The organism is Vibrio sp. 10N.222.55.A1 (assembly GCF_041473835.1).
GTDB lineage: Bacteria > Pseudomonadota > Gammaproteobacteria > Enterobacterales > Vibrionaceae > Vibrio > Vibrio crassostreae_C.
On record NZ_JBFRSX010000045.1, the window covers coordinates 1 to 21,196 of the forward strand.

At 44.4% G+C, this 21,196-nt stretch carries 23 protein-coding genes and 1 pseudogene; 12 read left to right on the top strand and 12 right to left on the bottom strand.

What is annotated here, in order from left to right; translation table 11 throughout:
* On the bottom strand, nucleotides 1–868 hold an 868-nt coding region (locus tag AB4493_RS14330), incomplete at its 3' end, for a LysR family transcriptional regulator (protein ID WP_372155250.1).
* Between the two features lie 141 nt (nucleotides 869–1,009).
* Between AB4493_RS14330 and AB4493_RS14335 the strand changes: the two genes are divergently transcribed.
* Nucleotides 1,010–1,384 (top strand): nuclear transport factor 2 family protein, encoded by a 375-nt coding sequence (locus tag AB4493_RS14335; RefSeq protein ID WP_372090630.1) that lies wholly within the window; start codon nucleotides 1,010–1,012, stop codon nucleotides 1,382–1,384.
* Nucleotides 1,385–1,594: 210 nt separating this feature from the next.
* Here AB4493_RS14335 and proX read toward each other — a convergent pair whose 3' ends face one another.
* Together proX and AB4493_RS14345 are read right to left on the bottom strand one after the other, a co-directional pair.
* Nucleotides 1,595–2,602 carry a glycine betaine/L-proline ABC transporter substrate-binding protein ProX gene (proX, locus tag AB4493_RS14340; protein ID WP_372090632.1) on the bottom strand — a complete coding sequence of 336 codons (1,008 nt, stop codon included), beginning with the start codon at nucleotides 2,600–2,602 and terminating at the stop codon, nucleotides 1,595–1,597.
* Nucleotides 2,595–3,326 (bottom strand): annotated as a pseudogene (locus tag AB4493_RS14345) (ABC transporter permease subunit); the annotation flags it as partial. The gene proX and the pseudogene AB4493_RS14345, both read right to left, overlap by 8 nt.
* Before the next feature lie 379 nt (nucleotides 3,327–3,705).
* Here AB4493_RS14345 and AB4493_RS14350 point away from each other — a divergent pair.
* Entirely contained in the window at nucleotides 3,706–4,443 is a 738-nt protein-coding gene (locus tag AB4493_RS14350) for an HAD-IIB family hydrolase (RefSeq protein WP_372155252.1), read from the top strand.
* Between the two features lie 49 nt (nucleotides 4,444–4,492).
* Here AB4493_RS14350 and AB4493_RS14355 read toward each other — a convergent pair whose 3' ends face one another.
* Nucleotides 4,493–4,705 (bottom strand): TIGR02450 family Trp-rich protein, encoded by a 213-nt coding sequence (locus AB4493_RS14355; RefSeq protein ID WP_017065368.1) that lies wholly within the window; start codon nucleotides 4,703–4,705, stop codon nucleotides 4,493–4,495.
* Nucleotides 4,706–4,881: 176 nt separating this feature from the next.
* On the opposite strand from AB4493_RS14355, the gene AB4493_RS14360 reads away from it, so the two are divergent.
* Together AB4493_RS14360 and AB4493_RS14365 are read left to right on the top strand one after the other, a co-directional pair.
* Nucleotides 4,882–5,157, top strand: coding sequence for a nitrogenase-stabilizing/protective protein NifW (locus AB4493_RS14360; RefSeq protein WP_372155254.1), 276 nt, complete (start codon nucleotides 4,882–4,884; stop codon nucleotides 5,155–5,157).
* A gap of 136 nt (nucleotides 5,158–5,293) precedes the next feature.
* A complete protein-coding gene (locus AB4493_RS14365) occupies nucleotides 5,294–6,418 on the top strand; it encodes a M14-type cytosolic carboxypeptidase (RefSeq protein ID WP_372155256.1) in 1,125 nt (374 codons plus the stop codon).
* Between the two features lie 143 nt (nucleotides 6,419–6,561).
* On the opposite strand, the gene AB4493_RS14370 is transcribed toward AB4493_RS14365, so the two are convergent.
* Together AB4493_RS14370 and AB4493_RS14375 are read right to left on the bottom strand one after the other, a co-directional pair.
* Nucleotides 6,562–6,918 (bottom strand): PilZ domain-containing protein, encoded by a 357-nt coding sequence (locus AB4493_RS14370; protein WP_372155258.1) that lies wholly within the window; start codon nucleotides 6,916–6,918, stop codon nucleotides 6,562–6,564.
* Nucleotides 6,919–7,185: 267 nt separating this feature from the next.
* Nucleotides 7,186–7,812 carry a LysE family translocator gene (locus AB4493_RS14375; protein WP_372155260.1) on the bottom strand — a complete coding sequence of 209 codons (627 nt, stop codon included), beginning with the start codon at nucleotides 7,810–7,812 and terminating at the stop codon, nucleotides 7,186–7,188.
* 209 nt (nucleotides 7,813–8,021) lie between these two features.
* On the opposite strand from AB4493_RS14375, the gene AB4493_RS14380 reads away from it, so the two are divergent.
* The 3 genes from AB4493_RS14380 (at nucleotide 8,022) to AB4493_RS14390 (ending at nucleotide 10,165) form a co-directional block, all read left to right on the top strand.
* Nucleotides 8,022–9,260 carry a DEAD/DEAH box helicase gene (locus AB4493_RS14380; RefSeq protein ID WP_017060327.1) on the top strand — a complete coding sequence of 413 codons (1,239 nt, stop codon included), beginning with the start codon at nucleotides 8,022–8,024 and terminating at the stop codon, nucleotides 9,258–9,260.
* A gap of 253 nt (nucleotides 9,261–9,513) precedes the next feature.
* Entirely contained in the window at nucleotides 9,514–9,735 is a 222-nt protein-coding gene (locus AB4493_RS14385; RefSeq protein WP_017057116.1) for a hypothetical protein, read from the top strand.
* Nucleotides 9,736–9,862: 127 nt separating this feature from the next.
* A complete protein-coding gene (locus AB4493_RS14390; RefSeq protein ID WP_017065764.1) occupies nucleotides 9,863–10,165 on the top strand; it encodes a thiamine-binding protein in 303 nt (100 codons plus the stop codon).
* A gap of 57 nt (nucleotides 10,166–10,222) precedes the next feature.
* Here the strand turns inward: AB4493_RS14390 and AB4493_RS14395 are convergent, their stop codons facing one another.
* Both AB4493_RS14395 and AB4493_RS14400 read right to left on the bottom strand, forming a co-directional pair.
* Complete coding sequence (locus AB4493_RS14395; protein ID WP_017060325.1) at nucleotides 10,223–10,390, bottom strand: hypothetical protein; 168 nt, start codon at nucleotides 10,388–10,390, stop codon at nucleotides 10,223–10,225.
* 109 nt (nucleotides 10,391–10,499) lie between these two features.
* Nucleotides 10,500–10,763 carry a DUF1289 domain-containing protein gene (locus AB4493_RS14400; protein ID WP_017060324.1) on the bottom strand — a complete coding sequence of 88 codons (264 nt, stop codon included), beginning with the start codon at nucleotides 10,761–10,763 and terminating at the stop codon, nucleotides 10,500–10,502.
* Between the two features lie 188 nt (nucleotides 10,764–10,951).
* Between AB4493_RS14400 and AB4493_RS14405 the strand changes: the two genes are divergently transcribed.
* From AB4493_RS14405 to AB4493_RS14425, 5 genes are all read left to right on the top strand, one after another.
* A complete protein-coding gene (locus tag AB4493_RS14405; protein WP_004734625.1) occupies nucleotides 10,952–11,398 on the top strand; it encodes an META domain-containing protein in 447 nt (148 codons plus the stop codon).
* 428 nt (nucleotides 11,399–11,826) lie between these two features.
* Entirely contained in the window at nucleotides 11,827–12,993 is a 1,167-nt protein-coding gene (locus AB4493_RS14410) for an ABC transporter substrate-binding protein (protein WP_017068055.1), read from the top strand.
* A gap of 5 nt (nucleotides 12,994–12,998) precedes the next feature.
* The gene (locus tag AB4493_RS14415) at nucleotides 12,999–14,699 is read left to right on the top strand and encodes an ABC transporter permease (RefSeq protein WP_372155262.1); all 1,701 of its coding nucleotides are present in this window, start codon (nucleotides 12,999–13,001) and stop codon (nucleotides 14,697–14,699) included.
* The gene (locus AB4493_RS14420; protein ID WP_017065359.1) at nucleotides 14,665–15,315 is read left to right on the top strand and encodes an ATP-binding cassette domain-containing protein; all 651 of its coding nucleotides are present in this window, start codon (nucleotides 14,665–14,667) and stop codon (nucleotides 15,313–15,315) included. The genes AB4493_RS14415 and AB4493_RS14420 overlap by 35 nt, the downstream gene beginning before the upstream one ends.
* Nucleotides 15,305–15,922 (top strand): CDP-alcohol phosphatidyltransferase family protein, encoded by a 618-nt coding sequence (locus AB4493_RS14425; RefSeq protein WP_017060320.1) that lies wholly within the window; start codon nucleotides 15,305–15,307, stop codon nucleotides 15,920–15,922. The genes AB4493_RS14420 and AB4493_RS14425 overlap by 11 nt, the downstream gene beginning before the upstream one ends.
* A gap of 93 nt (nucleotides 15,923–16,015) precedes the next feature.
* On the opposite strand, the gene AB4493_RS14430 is transcribed toward AB4493_RS14425, so the two are convergent.
* From AB4493_RS14430 to AB4493_RS14445, 4 genes are all read right to left on the bottom strand, one after another.
* A complete protein-coding gene (locus AB4493_RS14430; protein ID WP_372155263.1) occupies nucleotides 16,016–16,969 on the bottom strand; it encodes a class I SAM-dependent methyltransferase in 954 nt (317 codons plus the stop codon).
* Nucleotides 16,970–16,977: 8 nt separating this feature from the next.
* Nucleotides 16,978–17,676 carry a TIGR01621 family pseudouridine synthase gene (locus AB4493_RS14435; RefSeq protein ID WP_017060318.1) on the bottom strand — a complete coding sequence of 233 codons (699 nt, stop codon included), beginning with the start codon at nucleotides 17,674–17,676 and terminating at the stop codon, nucleotides 16,978–16,980.
* Between the two features lie 177 nt (nucleotides 17,677–17,853).
* Nucleotides 17,854–19,470 carry a methyl-accepting chemotaxis protein gene (locus AB4493_RS14440; RefSeq protein ID WP_372155265.1) on the bottom strand — a complete coding sequence of 539 codons (1,617 nt, stop codon included), beginning with the start codon at nucleotides 19,468–19,470 and terminating at the stop codon, nucleotides 17,854–17,856.
* A gap of 166 nt (nucleotides 19,471–19,636) precedes the next feature.
* Entirely contained in the window at nucleotides 19,637–21,070 is a 1,434-nt protein-coding gene (locus tag AB4493_RS14445; protein ID WP_050543975.1) for a sodium-dependent transporter, read from the bottom strand.
* Between the last annotated feature and the right edge of the window lie 126 nt (nucleotides 21,071–21,196).

Consider the following 21,196-nt stretch of genomic DNA (forward strand, 5'->3'; position numbering starts at 1 on the left):
TTTGATCAACAACGCCCTTGAGCTTTTCTTCCAACGCTTGGATACACAGCTTGATGGCGATAGGCGTATTAGAAGCAAATGGATTTAGCGCATAAACCGTGTTAGTCGGTAGTTGGAAGCTTGGCATTATGTCGACAACATCATTGGATAACTGAGAGAGGTAGAAATCTGGGATCACACCAATGCCAACGCCTGATTTGATTAAGGCAAGGCAACTATGGAATGAATTAGTGGTACAACTGGCTTGTTGTTGGTAGACGAAGTCTTGCTCACCTTGAGAGCTAAAATGATGAGTCACCTGTTTTCCCTGCCATGAGTTAGCAATATAAGGAATTGATTCAAGTTCACGCTCTCGCATGCTTTCTACGCCGCACAACACGTCTTTAAACTCGCCTAACCGTTTCTGCTTAAGATTACTGTCGCGCGAGCTACCCACTCGTACCGCGAGATCAATATCGTGATCCATGAAATCCAAGTGTTGATCATCACTGATCAGCTCAGGCTTTAGTTTCGGGTATTGCTTCATTAAATCCGCAATAACAGGCGCAACCAACAAGTCCATCAGTGCATTTGGAGCAGTAATACGAATCCGACCTTGGGGTTCTTCCAACTCAGCTTTCGCCATATCCCATGCCGATTCGGCGATTACATTAATATCCTTACAGCTTAGATAGAAACGTTCCCCCATACTGGTCAAGGTTTGTCTTCGCGTTGTTCGTTTAAGAAGCGAAGCACCGAGCTCTTGCTCTAAAATTTTTAGATGCTGACTGACAACAGATTTAGACAACTCTAGTTTTTCAGCCGCGGCCGATACTGAGCCTTGTTCCACGATATGAGCGAAAATCGACATCTGCTTTAGCTTACTCATTTTATTGTTCTCTTTTTACAAACAGTATTTTCTATTATCTCTGTTTTTCAAGTTAATTACCAAAGCTAAACTGTATTCAACTTATCGAGATAACCCAATCAAAAACACAGTGTTTCAAAGAAGACTGTTATGGAGAAAACAATGTCAAACAATCAAGTATTAGAAGCGTGTAAGCAAGGCATTAACGCATGGCAAAAAGCATTCAACAGCCAAGACGCGAAAGGTTGTGCAGACCAATATACAGAGAACTGCGTAATGGAAGCGCGTCCATTTGGTACTTTTGAAGGTCGTGAAGCGATTCAAGCATTCTGGCAAGGTATCATAGACCAAGGTTTCGAAGACGTTGATTACACTGACGTGAAATGGGAAGAGCACCCAGAAGGCGGCTACATCCTTACTGCTAGTTGGACAATGAATAAAGCATTTGGTGTTGTACACCGTGAACACTGGGCAGTACAAGAAGATGGTAAAGCTCGTCTTGTCAGCGATGACTTCGAAGTTCAAGGTGAACGCTAGAGCTGTAATTAAAGGCTAGAAGCTCAAAACTCAAAATAGAAACAGAAAACAAAAAGCCAGCAATCCAAATGGACTGCTGGCTTTTTAATGTTTGACTCTGTCGCCTTTTCACTTGATTTGAAGGTGATTCAGTGACTCTACACAATCACTCAACACGCTCATCATTTCAAATCAAAATGTCTAGTCAGACAGAGCAAATACAAGTCAAAGTTACAGTGCTGCTTTCTTCGCTTCTGTAATCCAACCATCGAACGTGCTTTGGTTCGCTTTGATCCAACCGTTTACGTGCGCTTCGATATCCGCAGAGCTGTTCTTACCTTTACTCATCATCATGTTCTGAGCACTTACATCATTGATGTTAAGTTTGATGATTTCGAAAAGCTTCGCTGCTGATGGGTTGTTCTTCGCAAACTCTTTATTAGCGATGATACGCATTGAGTTCATTTGGAAGCCGTAGTTTTTGCCATTGGACAAAGTAGTATCGACATCCGAACGCTCGCCAGGAAGTGAAGAGAATGGCACTTCTAGCCATACTACGTCTTCGTTAGGAACCAATACACCACTTACCCAGTACGGTGTCCACGTGTAGTAAAGGATTGATTCACCTTTTTGGTAACGAGAAATCGTGTCTGCAATGATTGCAGCGTAGTTACCTTGGTTGTGAGTCACTGTATCGTCGAGTTTGAACGCTGAAAGTTGGTGTTCAATCACCATCTCACAACCCCAACCTGGGTTACAGCCTGTTAGGTCTGCTTTGCCATCACCGTCCGCATCAAACAGCTTCGCGATTTTTGGATCAGTTAATTGACCAATGTTGGTGATGTTGTACTTTTCAGCCGTTTTCTTATCAATTAGGTAACCTTGAGCAGCGCCGCTTACATATTGGCCTTCACGGTAGAATTTCTCATCACCACCTGCCATTGTGTATTTATCAGCATGAAGCGGGAACCAACCTACCGTTAGGAACGTTGCGTCACCCTTTGCAATCGAGGTGTAGCCTACGTTGTAGTCCACTTCTTGAGTTGATTTCACGTCATAACCCAGTTCTTCTAGAGCACGGTTAACGATCAATGTTTGGAATGTCTCTTCCGCTACAGACGATTGAACAGGCTGAACTGATACGCCATCACCCGGTAGGCTTGCTGCCCACACGTTAGTCGATACCGCTAATGTAGAAACGATGCTTACTGCGAGTTTACTCTTCCATGAATTATTCATTGGTGTTTTTCCTTAATTGAAGTTCTGATTTGTTACCGCGATTAAGTACATTCAGTACAAGGGAAACAGGTCCCATGCGATACCAGCGTAATTTTGTATTACCAGCATTGACACCCAGTACTTGGGTGATTCTGTCTAATAAGATGGCTAAGATAACGATGCCTAAACCACCAACAGCGGCCAGTCCCATATCCAAACGGCCAATACCTCTCAGTACCATTTGACCTAAACCACCTACCGCAATCATTGATGCGATAACCACCATCGATAACGACAACATCAGTGTTTGGTTCACGCCCGCCATGATAGTTGGTAATGCAAGTGGCAGTTGAATTCGGTAAAGCATCTGCTTTTTGCTTGCACCGAATGAGTGACCCGCTTCGATCAATTCTTCCGGAACTTGCTGAATACCCAAAATGGTCAAACGAACAACAGGAGGAAGTGCGAATATGATGGTCACCACGACACCCGGAACGTTACCGATACCAAACAACATGACGATCGGTACTAAATAAACGAAGGCTGGTGTGGTTTGCATAGCATCCAAAATTGGGCGCACGAATTTAGCCGCCGTGTTACTTCGAGCGAGCCATATCCCCATGGGTAAGCCAATCAATAGGCAGAAGAATACGGATGTCATGACCAGTGACAATGTGGTCATTGCTTCAGACCAAGCGCCAATCAAGCCAATGAAAGTCAAAGATACGGCCGTTGCAACGCCAATTTACATTAGAGTAATTAATAGGCTGAATGAACCAACAAAAGCCATAATTAGTTCGTGCACAAACAATTCGAATACGAACTATTTATTAAGCTTTCATGATGTTTCCGAGGCGAAAGTTCGCTCGATAAAAAATATAAGATCAACTCTCAATCTCTACCTAAAAACCAAAGGTCAACCGGCTAAAGTCAGCGAGTTGAAATCAACCTTTTCAACCAAGAATTTTAATACGTCACACCAACTGTGATACTTGCTGCAAACTGCCAATTGGTGATTATCTAAGCTGAACTTCAACTTGTAGAGTGCTCATTGCTGAGCCATTCTTTATAAAAGAAATAAGCATTTTCCCGTGACGAAATAGAGAAAAAGACAAGGAATTCGAATGATAAAAATGTTGGTGTGTGACTTTGACGGTACGCTTGATGGAGGCTCATCTCACGGTGTTAACCAGCTATTTGATTACCTCACAGAACAACCTGATATTCGCTTTATCATCGCAACAGGAAGAACGTTACCCTCTATTCAAGACGGCTTAGCATCAAACAACTACCCGGAACCACACAGTATTATCAGCGATGTTGGCACCAGGATTCATCATAACCATTCTCAAAAGCCCTACCATATATGGCACCAACAACTCGAGGCTTCATGGAATAAGTCAAAAGTAGAGTCCGCACTCGCACCACTCGACTTTATGGGCGAGCGTATAGAGAATCATCAAGGTGATTACAAGATGACGTTTGAAGGTAAGCTGTCTGAGCCACAACATGCATTGATCGAATCTCACTTACAGTCACACGGCTTAGATGTCCACCTAACGTATTCACACGACTGGTATCTAGACATCACACCAAAGGGAGTCAACAAAGCAACCGCTATCCACCATCTTTTGAAGCAACACGACTTGAGCATTGACCAGGTTTGCGTTGCCGGTGATTCAGCTAACGACACCTCAATGTTGACAATAGAAGGCGTTAACTCGATTTTGGTGGCAAACCATTACCCAGAGGTTGCTCACCTATCGGATAGAGACAACGTATACACGAGTAGAGCAACACATGCTGAGGGTGTCTTAGAAGGCCTTAAATACTGGCAAGGGCGTGCGTCGAGTATCCGATAAACGCCAGTTCGCCATTAACAACAGATTAGAATCAAACAGGCTTCTAGCCCTACTTCCAGCCTGGGAGCCAATTTTGATTATCAGTAAGCTCTCGCCAATTGATGTTTTCTTCTCGTTTAGTCATTACTGCCTCTATCATGCAGCGCACTACTTCCCCTTCATCAAATTCAACTTCTGTGACCATAAAGTGCTTTTCTTTCTTCAAAGGGCTAACGGCCGTCCATTTACTGCGAAGTAGTTTCTTTGGATTGATTCGATTCATTGGTTCTGTCCTGTCTTAGTTTTTTAATACTTTATCTATAATCCTCAAAGAGTTAAAAAGATCACTTCAAGTTTAAAAAGCCCACGATTCAAACCCAGGTAAGTCATAACTAAAATCAATAAAACAAATCGTAAACTCGATACAATAGTTGTCACCAGAACAGAAACCTACTTCCCATGAGCCAAACAGAATTCCAACAAAAAATAGCGAGTTTCACCTCGATTGAACAAGCGCTTGATTACTTCGAAATTGGGTTTGATAGCAGGTTCATCGACCAAAATAGAGTCGAGCTTATGAAACGCTTTAATGGTTATCTGATCCTGTCAAAACCCGATGATTGGTTCTCAGGAAGAAGAGCGCTGAAAAACGCTTATTGTAAGGTGCAACGTAGCAAGTTAGATCGCCACACACGTTCTGCCTGTCGCGGGTGTACGACTTGCCAGCGCCGATAGATTGGAAGTAATTGTTCAAAATAGACAACTAAAAAGTAGATAGTTGAAATAACATCTCATTACGATTTAGTTAGTGGTTTGCTCGAAAAAAAGTGTGCTAGTCTTACGGCAACTCAACTACGAGATAAAAACTACAATGAAAATTTTCAGCAATTTCGAAAGCGGCAACATTCACGTCGTTTCAGCAGATTCACCACAAAACATTCAACTGACTATCCCAGCAGACAACCAGACTGAAATCTCTCAGTGGTTTCACTTCCGTTTAGAAAGTGAAGCTCAACAATCTCACCACTTTGAAATCGGTCAATTGGCAACATCTGCCTACCCTGAAGGCTGGAAAGATTACGATGTAGTTGCATCGTATGACCGTGAAGAGTGGTTCCGTATCCCATCTCAGTTCGATGGCGATACATTAAGCTTCGATATCATCCCTGAACACGATTCAATGTACTTCGCGTACTTCGCGCCGTACTCATACGATCGTCACCAAGATCTTCTGCACAATGCTCAAACGCACCCTGCTTGTAAGCTTGAAACTCTAGGTCAGACGCTAGACAACAACGACATCACTTTGCTAACCATCGGCGAGCCAAGTGAAGAGAAGAAAAACATCTGGGTTATTGGTCGCCAACACCCTGGCGAGACGATGGCTGAATGGCTGATCGAAGGCCTGCTACAACGCCTACTTGATGAAACAGATACGGTTGGTCGCTCTCTTCTAGACAGCGTTGTGTTCAGAGTTGTACCAAACATGAATCCAGATGGCAGCATCCGCGGTCACCTGCGTACTAACGCGATTGGCGTAAACCTGAACCGCGAATGGCAATCACCTTCTATGGAACGCAGCCCAGAGGTATTCCTTGTTCGCGAGCGTATGCTGGAAACGGGCGTTGACCTGTGTCTAGATATTCACGGCGACGAAGCGATTCCATATAACTTTGTAGCAGGTAGCGAAGGCACACCTTCTTACAACGAGCGCATCGCGAAGCTAGAGAGCCACTTCAAGCAAGCACTGCTCACTATCACGCCAGAGTTCCAAGATGAATTTGGTTACGATAAAGACGAACCAGGCAAAGCAAACATGACAGTTGGCACAAACTGGATTGGTGAGCAATTCAAGTGTTTGGCTTACACCGTCGAGATGCCATTTAAAGATCACATCAGTCACGCTGACGAACTTTACGGCTGGTCTCCAGAACGAAGTGTCGCGTTTGGTCACGATATGCTAGCCGCAGTTTGGGCTACAGTAGACGAGCTATAAGGCGAACTAAGCTCATTAGCTTTACCTGTATCGCCTTTGGTTTATAAGAATCTGGGCTATAGATAGAACAAAGCCCAGCACTTGTGAAAGTGCTGGGCTTTTTAATATCGGCTTGGATGAGTGAATCTAACTTTAAAAGCTTTCTATGCCACTCTGAGGCTAGCAAAAAACACTGGGTATCTTTGCCTAATGTGGCGTTGTTCAGACACCATATCTTTGAAGCTCGGACCTTGTGATAACTGAACGATCACTTCGTTACCTTCTTGTCGCAATACAGCACCGCTAATATCGATACTGTTGTTGTCATGCAACCTCAAGGTGCCGGCCATTGAAAAGCCACGATAAACCGGAATGATGTTACGCATCATCAGGCGTACACCCTTTTCAGAAACTTCGCTGACATGAAAAAGCTCATCCTTAATTCGCATCACCGGACGAGCCTTTTGAGGGTACTTTAAGCGGTAATATTTGCGTTTCTGGGTGAATGAATCTTCACGCATTGGTGACTCCCTGTCTCTGTTATTTCGGTCAAGCAATAGGCTGTAGCTTCAATTGGTCTCAAATAAACACATTCACCAAATTGATAGCTAATAATTATATCGACTTCCCGAGCTAATGCTTTAGAGATTTATACAGAGAAACACTGATTGCTTAGCATTCAGTAAAAAATGAGAACTGAATCGGAAATGAAAACTAAGATGGAAACGAGAACTAAGCCGGAAATGAACTGAACCAATAGCTAAAAACCCAATTCTTCGCATCGCACCCTAAAGCTGAAACAATGCCAACTGAATGCTGAAGCCCACGAATAGAATCCCACACACAATGTTCATCATTTGCGAGGTGCGCTTTTGAACTAACAAGCGCTTAAAGGTATCCGCCATTAAGATCACAACTAAGAACCACATCGACACCACTGACGCTTGAATTGCACCAAGTATCAAACTGTCTGTCACAATCGCATCTGTTGAAACAAATTGAGGGAATATAGAAAGATAAAACAGGACAATTTTAGGATTCAGTAGATTAGTGAGAAGCCCTTTGAAAAACTGATGATATAGCTTACTTCCCGATGCGCTCACCACAGCAAGCACGCCCTCTTGAGCGCGCAGCGCCGCACGAAAATGGTTATACCCAAGCCAGACAAGATACAAAACCCCAGCCCACTTTAGCCCTTCAAAGGCCATGGGAGTGTTCGACAGTAATAAGCTTATGCCGTTAGCCGAGATAAAGGCATGAAAAAAGAAACCACATGACACGCCCAACACGTTCACAAATGCGAACAGCTTCCTTTGAGTTAAGGCTGTGCTTAATACCAACAGCGCATTTGGGCCCGGGATAATGGCAATAAAAAACACGATAACGATAAACAGCCAGATACTGTCCCAACTCATTTCGATCTCATTTCATGAACATTTTTAGGGCGGGCATTGTACGTCCATTCAGTGCCATTACAATATGATAAACGCTTAATTATCGCGTATAGCTAACAGACATAATTCGCGCGTATAATGAATGTGTTTATCGTCTAACATACAAAACTGATTCTCTAACATTTGTAGCCCTGATAGACTCCACCTCCTTTTTGATACTTGGTTCATTTATGTCATTTGATAGCCTAACCCTTAACGCAAAAACCGTCTCCGCGCTCTCATCTCAATTCAATAAGCCGACAGAGATACAGCAAGCGGTAATTCCTACCATTATTGCGGGGAAAGACGTACTCGCATTGGCTCAAACGGGCAGCGGTAAAACATTGGCGTTCGGCTTACCTTTACTGAATAACATCAACCAAGATGTGAATGAACTGCAAGCACTGATCATTGTTCCAACCCGTGAACTTGCATCTCAAGTGACCAAATCTTTAGAACCGATCGCGACAACGCTCAATATCAAATTGGTAACGCTAACGGGCGGCGTAAATACTGATGATCAACAGCAACAATTATCGACTAAACCACAATTAGCCATCGCCACACCGGGCCGCCTACTTGCTTTAATCAAAAGTGATGAACTGGATATAGCTCGGTGTTCATCATTGGTTCTTGATGAAGCCGACCGCCTGATCGACATGGGATTTTGGCCAGATATTCAAGCGATTACTGCAGCACTACCAAGTAAACGTCAGTCACTGTTGTTCTCTGCGACACTTCCGCCCGAATTAGTAGGGCAAGCTGAAGAGCTTCTTTTAAATCCAGTTAAAGTCACGACACATCAAGAAAACAGCGTGGTCGCGACTATTGAAGAAACCCTGTATTTAGTAAACAAAGGCAGTAAAGCTCAAGCGCTCATCGCACTACTCAATCAACACACATGGCCGCAAGTATTGGTATTTATTGGCGCAAAAGACAATGCCGACGCATTAACCAAACGATTGAATAAAGCCAAAATCAGTGTGAGTGCGTTACATGGAAATAAGAGCCAAGAAGAACGAGAGCAAGCATTAGAAAGTTTCAAAAATGGCGAGACTCGTGTGCTTATCGCGACTGATGTGATGGCTCGAGGCATCCATATTGATCAACTACCTATTGTAATTAACTTCGAATTACCTTCTCACTCAGCAACTTACGTACACCGCGTTGGTCGTACAGCAAGAGCAGGAAGTACTGGCTGCGCGGTCTCTCTGGTTAGCCACAGCGAAACTGACTACCTCAATGCGATTCGCACCTTGACCAATAAGCCGTTAGTGCTGCAACCATTAGAGGGTTTCCCGGTTACCGACAAACCTGCATCTGAAACGACCGCTCGCAAGCGTCCACCTAAAGATAAAATGGCCAATCGAAGAACAGCTAAAAAGAAAAGCATTAAGCAATTTAAAAGCAAACCAAATAGCTCTAAGTAACCAGAAATAACTCTAAGTAACCAGAAATAGAATGGTCAGCTCAGTTTGTACTGGGCTTTTTTATATGCAACAAAATACAAATTCACACCCAAAAACTTCCCTAAAGTTGCCAACTTAAATGACACTTTTGTGAATTATGATGCCAACGTATTGATTCTTGGTTGCTCAAAAAAAATACTCTTAAATCACGTTGACGCCCCTATATCTAGCAACTAGATTTTTCTATTAGTGTCTACAACAGGAGGTCATTGAAATGAAACGTGCTAGCTCTACATATCGATTACAACTGATTAAGGAAGTGGCAACTCGCCGAGATCGTCAACGTTCCAATGACCCGATGGCAAACTACATACAAACCCTAATAGATAATAAAGATGATTGTGATACTTCGGTTGAACGCAACCAGAGGTTCAGTGGCAGTCATTTTGATGAGCACATAGGTGGTTGGGTAAGTGACCACTGGGGTAACAAGTAGGACAAAGAGAGTAATCCAACCAGCATAATCGCTGTAGAATTCGTCTCCGAATTAACCTATCATCTGCAACAATTCCCTATCCTAGAGTAAGCAGAAAGTGTCTGAGTTAAAAAGAGAAAAAGAAGTGATGGTTGCCTTCCAAGTGATACCTCGCGTTAAAGAAGGCAACAACTTCGAAGTGGTTGATAAAGCCATTGAAGTTGTGAAAGCTGCCGATGTGCCTTTCCAAGTCGGTGCGATGGAAACTACGATGAAAGGTGAACTCAACCAATTACTCGATATCGTTAAAAAAGCAGAACAAGCTTGCTACGATGCAGGGGCGGTAGAAGTGATCACAAACATTAAGATTCACAGTAAAACCACCGAGGCCGATGATACATTTTGCACTTACCATCGTGGTGTAACGAAAGCGAATCACATGTTTGTTTAATCACATTTTTGTTTCTGAAAACTGAGCTTTAAGAAAGGCTCTGAAGAACCAGTGGTGTTATTGGAAAGGCATGTCTGAGAGGTGAGAAAGGATTTCCATTCGTTCTTCTTCTGACATCGAATGCCAATCACGCGGAGTCTCTTCAGGGTCATCTTTTGCCCCGATCGGTTTTCGGTCAAGTGCTTTGACTGGCTCTTTTTTGATTTTTACGTTCTTTTTATTCATACCGACACCACTCCTTCTGGTACAAAGGTACCTACTTTAATATTACACCCCAACCATTATGTAAAGTAATAGTTACTTCGGAGTTAAATAAAATCTAAATACTTCCTCTTTAGCCAAAAAGATCTCTTTGGGGACTGGTATTTCCCTCTTCATCGACCTGCTTACCAATCAAGTTTTTTTGATTCATTATTTTTCTTCTATAGCGCTGACGACACAGCTTTATCACGTGCAATTGTTCTGACGGTGTCATCGACATCCAATTAAAGCGCTCTTCTCTCTTGCGCATACAACCGTTGCAATAGCCTTTGTCATCGCTTGAACAAACCCCAACGCAAGGGCTTGGAACTTGGAAAAACTCTAACTGCTCCACCATGCCTCCTTACACATTCAAAATTACGCTTACTCTCTCAAAAATAAGCGATTAATTTGTCGCCTGGCTCATGAAATCCATACTAAACTATGACCTTATACTGACACATATAGTGTTTTGTAAACTATACTTTGAACCCATCAAGTTACACTTATCCGGTAACTTCGTTCTTTCCTTTGGAGCCTTATAATATGAAGTTTAGTTCAAAAAAATTACTAGCAGTAGCCGCTTTACCTATGATGCTAGCAGCATGCACAACAACAGGTGACAACGCGATGCAAGTAACACCAACCGATCTACAGCACCATAATTGGGAACTTGCGCAAATTGATGGCAAGGACATTGTGAAAAGCGAAGACCAAGCAGCTCCTCGTCTAGAGATCGGCGAAAAGATGACTGCAAACGGCATGGCTGGTTGTAACAACTTCTTCGGTCAAGGCGAGCTGAAAGACGGTCAATTCCGTATCAAGCAAATGGGCATGACAATGAAAATGTGTCACGGCTCTGCGATGGAAATCGAACAATCGGTTTCTGCTACTCTAAGCGAGTGGAGCGACGTAACGCTAACAAACGATACGCTAGTACTGAAAAACGATGTACACACGCTAACGTACACAATTCGTGACTGGGTAAACTAATCCGTCATCGAAACCAAATACTGATTAAAGGAGCCTGATGGCTCCTTTTTTATTGTCAGCTTGCCCTCACTACTTCTTCAAAATTGACACTCATCGCCGACTTTTCGTACCAGCCTCCAATAAACCTCAAAAATCTCTCATTTAGATGCAATAAATTCAACGGTTCAGCGGTCTGTTGCTAGGATGGCAAAAGCCTAGAGTCTGTCGAGTTTTCGAGGTGATTACAGATCGAACAAAACTCAACCGAGAACTCCCTGCTTGTTCTCAAGTAATTGATTGAATTTACTGTTGAATTAGAATTTATTTCAGAAACAGATAGAATAACTATTAGGGCATGTTGATCTTTCGTTAACCACGAAGGGTCAACACGCCCTAGGGAGTTTGAAAATACAATGCTCTTGCCCGTTCACTACCAAATGGAAAAGTTTATGAACAATATAGTAAGTACGTTAGGAATCATGGCAACCGTTGCATACAGCGCAACCATTTATGCTGATGAAGCAACATCCATCGACAGCTGGAACCAAATAGAACAGCAGGCAGAGGGAGAAACTGTCTACTTTCACGCTTGGGGCGGAAGCCAAGAGATCAATCGTTACCTACAGTGGGCAGGCAAGAAATTACAAAGTGACTACGGTGTCACGTTAAAGCATGTGAAAGTGACCGATATTGCGGAAACCACCACTCGACTGCTTGCTGAAAAAGCGGCAGGAAAGAACAGTGAAGGCAGCGTCGATATCGTCTGGATTAATGGCGAGAACTTCCGTTCGATGAAAGACAACGCGCTATTGTTTGGGCCATTTACGGAATCACTTCCAAATTGGCAGTATGTCGATAAGTCTCTGCCAATTGATGTCGATTTCTCAGAGCCGACAGAAGGCTTAGAAGCACCGTGGGGCGTGGGACAACTGGTGTTCATTCATGACCAAGAAACACTTCACAACCCGCCACAATCATTCTCTGAGATGTTAAGCTACGCTCAGGCTTTCCCGAACCGCTTAAGCTACCCTCGCCCACCAGAGTTTCATGGCACGAGCTTCATTAAGTCACTACTGATTGAACTAACAAACAATAACCCTGCGCTGGCTCAGCCGGTTTCAGAAGACAACTTCCAAGAAGTAACGGCACCACTGTGGGCTTACTTAGATAAATTCCATAAAGTGGCGTGGCGCGGTGGAAAGCAGTTCCCAGCAGGCACATCGGAAAGCATCCAACTTCTGGATGACGGACAGATCGATCTCGCGATTACGTTTAATCCAAACTCTGTTTATTCAGCACAAGCCAGTGGTCGCTTAGCCGAAACCACTAAGGCTTATGCTCTAGAAAGCGGCGCTCTATCTAACATTCACTTCCTTGCGATTCCTTGGAACGCCAATGCAACCGCAGGTGCTCAAGTGACCATTAACTTCTTATTGAGCCCGGAAGCACAGTCTCGCAAGGGTGACCTCAATGTTTGGGGCGATCCTTCGGTTCTGAGCAGCAAATACCTGACTGGCAGCGCTAAAAACACCCAGCAATTTAAATCGGTTGATGAACCACACCCTAGCTGGCAAAACGCGCTCGAGAAAGAGTGGCTTAAGCGATACGGTAACTAGTCTTCATGCTACGCGCTCTATATTTTGTTGTTATAGCTGTATGCATTATCCCGACCATTCCTGGGGTAGCGGGAGTCGTGGCTTCGTCACTGAGTTTCATCCCGCCCCTTGGTTTAGAGGAGCCGACACTCAACGGTTTTAGCCAAGTCTTTCAATGGGAAGGGGCTTGGCACTCTATTGGCTTAAGCCTAGGTTCAGCAATTGCAAGCAGCTATATAGCCTGCTTCCTGACCTTTTGTATTCTTCAAGCCTCTTGGGGAAACAAGTTTTGGAGAAAGATTGAGTTTACGCTATCGCCAATGCTTGCCATTCCACATGTAGCTTTCGCTATCGGCTTTGCTTTTCTGTTTAGTCCAACGGGGCTTGGCGCAAGAGCGGTACATCACTTGCTCGGCGAATCGGCTACCAGCTCTGAATTGGCGTTATTGGTGAAAGACCCATACGCGTTCGGCTTAATTATTATGCTCGCACTCAAAGAAGTCCCCTTCTTATTGCTGATGAGCATTTCGATACTTCAGCAAATTGATGTAGAGCGTATCACCAAGGTCAGTGCATCGCTCGGTTACAGCCGCGCTCAGATCTGGTGGAAATGTATTTTCCCACAATGGTTTACCAAGCTTCGTTTCCCAATGCTGGCGGTACTCGCTTACAGTGTCTCGGTTGTCGATATTGCTTTGATCATAGGCCCAACCAACCCGCCGACCTTTGCCGTTTTGGTATGGCAATGGTTCAACGATCCGGATCTTAACCTACTTCCGCGATCTGCTGCTGGTGCCATCGTTTTGTTTGGTTTAGCTTCGTTGATCATCTCCTTGGCGCGTTTAGTTGAATGGGCGGTTCTTAAGTACTTTCGAACTTGGCAGTATTCCGGAAGAACAGGGGCAAACCTTCCGGGGAAAACGGTATTCACTGTCCTTGCTAGCCTTTCACTGCTGATCATTCCTTTAATGGTAATTTGGAGCGTTGCTCAGCGTTGGCGCTTCCCTGATTTACTGCCGAGCCGCTACAGCATGCGCTTCTGGGAGTTCGAGTGGGATGCCATCATGAGTACTGTGGGTCAAAGCTTATGGATTGGTCTGATTGCTGCTTCAATCGCTTTGTTGCTTGCGCTGGTGGCTCACGAATACAGAATCAAATACAAGTGGCAAGTTCCGGGCTTCATTATCGCTATTCCAATGCTAATACCACAGCTTTCAGTGTTGTTTGGTATGCAAGTCACGACCCTCTACATCGGCAGTAGTGCCTATGAGTTCTGGGTGATTTGGGCGCATGTTTTCTTTGCTTTCCCGTTCGTGTATCTGTCTTTGGATGGCCCGTGGAAAAGCTTCAATGATGGGTTGATTAAAGCCTCGCTGAGCCTAGGTAAATCGCCATTTCAGAGTTGGTATTCGATCAAACTACCAATCTTGCTTCCTGCGATTGCCTTTGCTTGGGCGGTCGGGATCAGCGTGAGTTTGGCCCAATACCTTCCAACATTAATGCTCGGCGCGGGCCGTATTAGCACGATCACCACAGAAGCCGTTGCACTTACCAGTGGTTTCGACCGCAGGGTGACAGCAATCTATGCCATTTGGCAGGCCCTATTGCCTCTGTTCTTTTTCTCTTTAGCGATATTAGTCAGCCGACTTCAACTCAGATATCGCCGTCTTACTTTTAAAGGTTTCCTAAGTAATGAGTCTGTACCTCAACGACCTCGCCATCCGTAAAACCGATGGAGATTCGCTGTTCTCAGCGCTAAACGTCACATTAGAATCTGGCCAAATACTGGCTTTGATGGGGCCGAGTGGCTGCGGAAAGTCGACCTTACTGGATGCGATTGCTGGTCACTTAAGTGAAGAGTTTTCGTACTCTGGCACCGTTGTGTTGAACAATATTCAGCTCGACGAGCTTCCATCACATCAGCGTGAAGTCGGTATTTTGTTTCAAGATGACTTGTTGTTTCCGCACCTCAAAGTATGGGAAAACTTGGCCTTTTCGTTACCGAACTCTGTTAAAGGTTCCGCTCGCCAAAAACAAGCAATGGCTGCACTAAAAGACATAGAGCTAACTCACTTAGCTGAATCTTTCCCGGATCAAATATCCGGCGGTCAACGCGCAAGAATAAGCTTGACTCGTATGTTGTTAGCCAAGCCTAAACTCGCCCTGCTTGACGAACCGTTCAGTAAGTTAGACCAAGAGCTCAGAGCACAATTTCGCGATTGGGTCTTCGAACAGCTGACCAAAGCGAATATCCCTACATTAATGGTCACGCACGACGAAGCCGATGTACCTCAAGGGGCAGAAGTACTGTCTTGGCCATGGAGAAGTAACCATGCTGGATAAGTACTCCATTAAGGTCATTAAGTGGCCATTAAATCAGTCAGCTAAGTTACTAAACCAATTGGGTATCACGGCCAATCAAACCACGTTATTCGGATTTCTGATTGGGTGTTTAGCGTTTCCAGCGTTGGCATTTCAACAATATGAGTGGGCGTTAGGCTTCATTGTGTTTAATAGAGTATGTGATGGGCTTGATGGAGCCTTGGCTCGAATCCAAGGCATTAGTGATGCGGGCGGTTTCCTCGATATCAGCCTAGATTTCCTATTCTACTCGCTGATCCCTTTTGGATTTGTCATTGCCAACCCAGAACACAACGCCATTGCCGGTGCATTTTTGATCTTCTCTTTTATCGGCACAGGCAGCAGCTTTTTAGCGTTTGCGGTTATGGCAGGCAAGCGAGGCATTGAAAACCCAGTCTATAAGCATAAGTCTCTGTACTACATGTCAGGGCTAACCGAAGGCACTGAAACCATCGCTTGTTTCATCGCGTTTTGTATTTGGCCTCAACACTTTGCGGTTATCGCTTACACCTTTGGTGCAGCTTGTTGGCTAACCACGTTCATGCGTATTTATTTTGGTTTTCAGACACTAAAAAACCAAGCTAGTTAATAAATGAGTTAGTTTCTTGCATCTATAAAAACGCCGCTCATTGTGAGCGGCGTTTTCTATATTAGTATGGATAATGCCCGCTAAATCATGACATCAAGCTTCAGCTGAAGCCGTGATTTTAAACCTCAATACCTTTAGGCTTGAATCAAGGTCGACATCGACAAACTCAGGCGGGTTGTCTAGGCGTTCAATAAACTCAACGCTTGGCGCTTCTTCTGCCATCGTCTCAATCAGGAAGTTTGGTGAGACTGCTGGTGAGTTCACACACGCAATCACTTCACCGCCTTCCGTTAGAAGCTCCGGCAAACGGCGTAAGATCTTTTTGTAGTCTTTAGTTAGGGCGAAGCTGCCTTTTTGGAACGAAGGTGGATCGATAATCACCAACTCATAAGGACCGCCCTTCTTGATTTTTCCCCACGACTTAAAAATATCGTAGCCAAGGAAGTTAACCGAGCGCATATCGTGATCATTCAGACGGTGGTTATCGCGGCCTTTATTCAACGAGCCACGAGACATGTCCACGTTCATACATTGACGAGCACCACCAGCGATAGCCGCGACAGAGAAACCACAAGTGTATGCGAACAGGTTAAGAACGTTCTTATCCTGAGCATTATCTTGTACCCACTGACGACCATTACGCATGTCTAGGAACAAACCGAAGTTCTGATTACGGCCAATGTCTAATTGGTACTTAAGGCCATGCTCAACCACAACCGGAGAGTCATTCAACTCACCCCATAGAACCTCTGAAGGCGCACCATCGGCATAACGGTGTTGCAGAACAATGCTTGTGCCCTGCTTTGATTGCCAGATATCTTTGTTGGTGAGTTCAACCAATCCAGCTTTAAGAGATGACAAGAATTCATCGTCGACTTCTTTAAACACGTTAACCAGTAGCTGTCCATCAACCCAGTCACATGTCAGTTGCTCTAGACCAGGCCAAAACTTACCGCGCCCGTGGAAAATACGGCGTAGTTCGTTTGGTACTTCATTAAGTTGCTGTTCAATATGACTAAAAAACAGAGGTAAAGCTGATGCTTCCATTATTTCACTCACTTAGTGTTTAGCTTTGGCCAAGTTAATGACCAAGGTTCAAGCCAACTGTCCAAACCGTTCGACACGGTTTCTTGATGCCACTTCTCACCCAAGGAGTTTAGGCTTCTTGGATCGCAGACATATTCGTAGGCTTGTGATTGATAGGCAAATCGAATCGCGAAGGCATGCAGATAACCTCTGTCAGCCTCACTCGATGGATTATAAATAGGGTCACCAACAATGGCTGAGCCGATCGACTTCATCGCGACACGGATCTGGTGAGTTCGCCCCGTATAGGGTTTGCATAACAGCAGACGCTCACCGGGTTCAGCCGTTGCTGATAAAAACTGAGTAATCGCAGGGTTCTCTTTGGATGTCAGAAGTTTCCAACTTGAGCGTCGTGAGCGCTCCATGTCTCCTGAGATCAAACCTTGCTTTTTCTTTGGCTTCTTAGAACCGATCGCAAGGTAGTATTTCTCTACTTCACGCTTTGCAAATAGCTGTGAAAGCTCGCTCGCCGCCGACGCATTTTTTGCCAGCAGCAGAATGCCCGAAGTCATTTTATCTAGTCGATGAACGAGATACAGCTTAGGCTCATTAATTGCCTTAGCAACTTCTTGAAGCAACATGGTATCGCCATCGTCTTTGTGGACGCTGACTCCAGGGTGCTTATTGATAAGTAAAAAATCAGAGTGGTTCAGAAGAATATCGAACATTAAAGGCTAGCTCCATTGTAGAACGTGGAGTATACCGCGTCTGAACCCAGATTCCAGCTACGAAAAAGCCCAACTCACTCAATAAATATTGAATCGTTGGGCTTCTTTTCAACAAGTAGCGACCAGTGCTTGGTCTTTACTCGATTACCACTCGATAAATAGAACCAAGCTACCGCTTTACCCCAGTTTAAACTTACCAACCAAAGCTTCTAGCTCCGCAACTTTACCGTTCAAACCTGAAGTATTTTCTGAGCTGCGCGTTGCCAGTTGCAAGGATTGCTCAGAGATATCGCTGATTGCCGTGATATCTGCCGCAATTTCTTTGGTCACAGCTGTCTGCTCTTCTGCTGCGGTCGCAATAGAGTTAACCATGCTTTGTACATTGCCTGCACCGCTTACAATCGCTTCTAGGGCAGAAACCGCACCTGAGCTTTGCTCAACACCAATCTCAACTAAACGACAGTTATCTTGAGTGTAAGTCACCGCTTCTTGAGTGCCCGATTGAATCGATTGAATGATGCCCGAGACTTCTCGTGTCGCTTTGGTTGTTCTTTCTGCTAGCGCTCGCACTTCATCGGCTACCACAGCAAAACCACGACCAAACTCGCCAGCACGCGCAGCCTCAATCGCAGCGTTAAGAGCTAACAGGTTAGTTTGCTCAGCAATGTCTTCGATTACCTTGATAACGCTACCAATCTGCTCACCGTGAGAACCTAGAGTATTCATTTGCAACGACATATCGCTCATTTGAGTCGACACTTGTTGAATACTCGCCACCATCTCAACAATCACGTTGCGGCCATCTTCTGCAGAGGTTTCTGAGCGACGTGCTTCTTCATAAGTTGAAGTACCTTGCTGCGCCACTTCAGAAATGGTCAAGCTTAGCTCTTCAGCAGCCGTTGCAATCAAGTTAGCTTTGTCTGCTTGAGCTGATGCACCAGTAACGATGTCTTGGCTAATAGAAGAGAGCTCCCCTGTCACCGATTGGACTTGGTGAGTCACAGACGAGATTGAACCTAATAGGTCTACTAGTGATTTCTGCATCTGGTTAATCGACTTAGCCAGTTCAGCCAATTCATCACCAGAATCATCAATAATGTCGCCTGCCGTTAGGTCACCATTTGCTACACGTCGTGCTACTTGTTCTACACGAGTAAGACGATTGGTAATAGAGCTAGACAATAGATACGCAATCACACAACCAAAGACAATCGCAATAGCAGACAACACCATGATGGTGCGCTCGATGGTAGTAAACGTGTCGGTTAGTGTCAGTAGTGACTGTTCTGTATCTGCGCGCTCACTTGCTGACGCTTGATCCAGTAAGTTCTCAATAGGGATAAGATTGCTCTCATACAAAGATCGTAGCTGTTGAATATTGGCTAGTAGCGCAGCTTCATCATTGATCTTCGGCACAAGCTTTGATTCAAACTCTTGAGTGAAACGCCCCATCAAGTCTTCAATTCGCTGAATACGGCGGTGGTCTTCCGAACCTCTACTCTCCAAACGCTTAGCCTGCTCGATAGCTTGAGCAAATTCGTTCTTGTTGGTTCGATAATCATTGAGTGCATTATCGACCAGAGTGATTGCACCCAGAGCATCTCGATAGACATCTCCAGCTTCATCGATCAAAACAAGGTAGGTAACGGTACCCGGTACATCATCTAATCTAATCTCATCGGCGCTCTTATGAGCGCCAATAACTTCCATCCATACAATACCGACTAACGTGACAAGCACCGCCAATATAGAGCCAAAACCGGCATACAGTTTCTTTCTCACTGACAATTTCAAACAACACCTACCTAAATCAAAATATAGCTCTAACAGCTATTCGTTCCATTTATATCGGCTATCAGACGGATACCTTCAATGGTTATTTTTCTTAGATAATTAAGTTCCAGACATAAAAAAACGGGAGCTAATGAGCTCCCGTTTATCAAATTACTTTATCTTGCGATTAGAACTTCTTAGAAATCAGCGCAAAACCAGCAATGATACCAATACCTAGTAGCATGATTGCACCTTTACCGCTATCGAAGCCAGAAGAGATACCCATGAACGCAACGATTGCGATAGCTACAGGGATGATGTACTTAACTAGTGTGTACCATAGACCAAATAGTGGGAAAGAGACTTCACCGTCGTTAGTGATTTCTTTCTCTAGGTCTGCACGGTTTAGTCTCCAACCAGCGAAGATACATACCAACATACCGCCAACCGCTAGGAAAATCTTATCCGTTAGTAGGTCGAAAATGTCGAACGCGCCAGTATCAAACAGTGTTGGACCGAAGCCGCCAAGTGATAGAGAAGCGAAGATACATAGAATCGCCATTACAACACTTGCAGACAGTACCGCTGTTACACGCTTCATGCCTTTCTCATCGATTAGGTAAGAAACCACAACTTCAAGTAGAGATACTGAAGATGTTAGTGCCGCAACACTCAAACCAACGAAGAACATAAGAGCAAATAGAAGACCGATTACGCCGCCCATTTCAGCGAATAGCTGAGGAACAACAACGAATACTAAACCAGGGCCCGCTGCAGGTTCCATACCGAACGCGAACATTGCAGGGAACATTGCAACACCAGCTAGAATAGCAACACCAGTATCCATTGCGGTTACCATTGCTGTTGTCTGAACTAGGTTCTCTTTCTTCTTAAGGTAAGAACCGTATGTCATCATACAACCCATACCAAGACTTAGAGAGAAGAATGCTTGACCTAGAGCGGCTAGGATTACATTGCTGTCTACTTTAGAGAAGTCAGGACTGAATAGGAACTCAAGACCAGCCATCGCGCCCGGAAGCATAATGCCTTTGATTGATACTACAATAAGGATAATGAAAAGAAGCGGCATCAGGATCTTACCTGCTTTCTCAATACCACCAGAGATACCTTTCATAACGATAACAACGTTAAGTAGTAGGTATAAGCCCATCCACATTAGTGGTTGAACTGGGTTTGAGATAAAGCCACCAAAGCTATCACCAATTGCTTCTGGTGCGTCTAGAAGACCACCTGCAATTTTACCGATGTATGCGATTGACCAACCGCCTACTACTGGGTAGAAACCCATGATAAGTAGACCACTGAATACGCCGATAACGCCAGCGAACGTCCAACGACGGTCAGTTGTTTTAAATGCACCTACTGCTGATTTTTGCGTATGACGGCCAATCGCAAATTCAGTCAGCATGACACTGAAACCAATAAAAATTACAAAAAACAGGTAAATGGCAACGAATGCACCACCGCCACTTTCGCCTGCTGTGTATGGGAATTTCCAAATGTTACCTAAGCCAACAGCAGAACCTGCTGCAGCCATTACGAATCCTAACTTCGAACCCCAGGTATCGCGGGGTGTTGTGGTTGTATTACTAGTAGCCACGTGTACTCCAAACTTTTGTGTTATGTGATGTTGTGTTTTGCTTTGGGTGGCGTCTTTAAAAGGAAGGTGTATAAATAAATTTACACACCTAAAAGATTTGATTGACGCTCGTTATATAGCAAGTAA

Bases quoted from the DNA above. Each gene is read 5' to 3' on its own strand.
- AB4493_RS14365 (WP_372155256.1), top strand. From the start codon at position 5,294: ATGAAAATTTTCAGCAATTTCGAAAGCGGCAACATTCACGTCGTTTCA.
- AB4493_RS14415 (WP_372155262.1), top strand. From the start codon at position 12,999: ATGCTACGCGCTCTATATTTTGTTGTTATAGCTGTATGCATTATCCCG.
- AB4493_RS14400 (WP_017060324.1), bottom strand. From the start codon at position 10,763: ATGGTGGAGCAGTTAGAGTTTTTCCAAGTTCCAAGCCCTTGCGTTGGG.
- AB4493_RS14420 (WP_017065359.1), top strand. From the start codon at position 14,665: ATGAGTCTGTACCTCAACGACCTCGCCATCCGTAAAACCGATGGAGAT.
- AB4493_RS14395 (WP_017060325.1), bottom strand. From the start codon at position 10,390: ATGAATAAAAAGAACGTAAAAATCAAAAAAGAGCCAGTCAAAGCACTT.
- proX (WP_372090632.1), bottom strand. From the start codon at position 2,602: ATGAATAATTCATGGAAGAGTAAACTCGCAGTAAGCATCGTTTCTACA.
- AB4493_RS14435 (WP_017060318.1), bottom strand. From the start codon at position 17,676: ATGTTCGATATTCTTCTGAACCACTCTGATTTTTTACTTATCAATAAG.
- AB4493_RS14355 (WP_017065368.1), bottom strand. From the start codon at position 4,705: ATGAATCGAATCAATCCAAAGAAACTACTTCGCAGTAAATGGACGGCC.
- AB4493_RS14405 (WP_004734625.1), top strand. From the start codon at position 10,952: ATGAAGTTTAGTTCAAAAAAATTACTAGCAGTAGCCGCTTTACCTATG.
- AB4493_RS14335 (WP_372090630.1), top strand. From the start codon at position 1,010: ATGTCAAACAATCAAGTATTAGAAGCGTGTAAGCAAGGCATTAACGCA.
- AB4493_RS14360 (WP_372155254.1), top strand. From the start codon at position 4,882: ATGAGCCAAACAGAATTCCAACAAAAAATAGCGAGTTTCACCTCGATT.
- AB4493_RS14385 (WP_017057116.1), top strand. From the start codon at position 9,514: ATGAAACGTGCTAGCTCTACATATCGATTACAACTGATTAAGGAAGTG.
- AB4493_RS14390 (WP_017065764.1), top strand. From the start codon at position 9,863: ATGGTTGCCTTCCAAGTGATACCTCGCGTTAAAGAAGGCAACAACTTC.
- AB4493_RS14410 (WP_017068055.1), top strand. From the start codon at position 11,827: ATGAACAATATAGTAAGTACGTTAGGAATCATGGCAACCGTTGCATAC.
- AB4493_RS14350 (WP_372155252.1), top strand. From the start codon at position 3,706: ATGATAAAAATGTTGGTGTGTGACTTTGACGGTACGCTTGATGGAGGC.
- AB4493_RS14425 (WP_017060320.1), top strand. From the start codon at position 15,305: ATGCTGGATAAGTACTCCATTAAGGTCATTAAGTGGCCATTAAATCAG.
- AB4493_RS14375 (WP_372155260.1), bottom strand. From the start codon at position 7,812: ATGAGTTGGGACAGTATCTGGCTGTTTATCGTTATCGTGTTTTTTATT.
- AB4493_RS14430 (WP_372155263.1), bottom strand. From the start codon at position 16,969: ATGGAAGCATCAGCTTTACCTCTGTTTTTTAGTCATATTGAACAGCAA.
- AB4493_RS14380 (WP_017060327.1), top strand. From the start codon at position 8,022: ATGTCATTTGATAGCCTAACCCTTAACGCAAAAACCGTCTCCGCGCTC.
- AB4493_RS14370 (WP_372155258.1), bottom strand. From the start codon at position 6,918: ATGCGTGAAGATTCATTCACCCAGAAACGCAAATATTACCGCTTAAAG.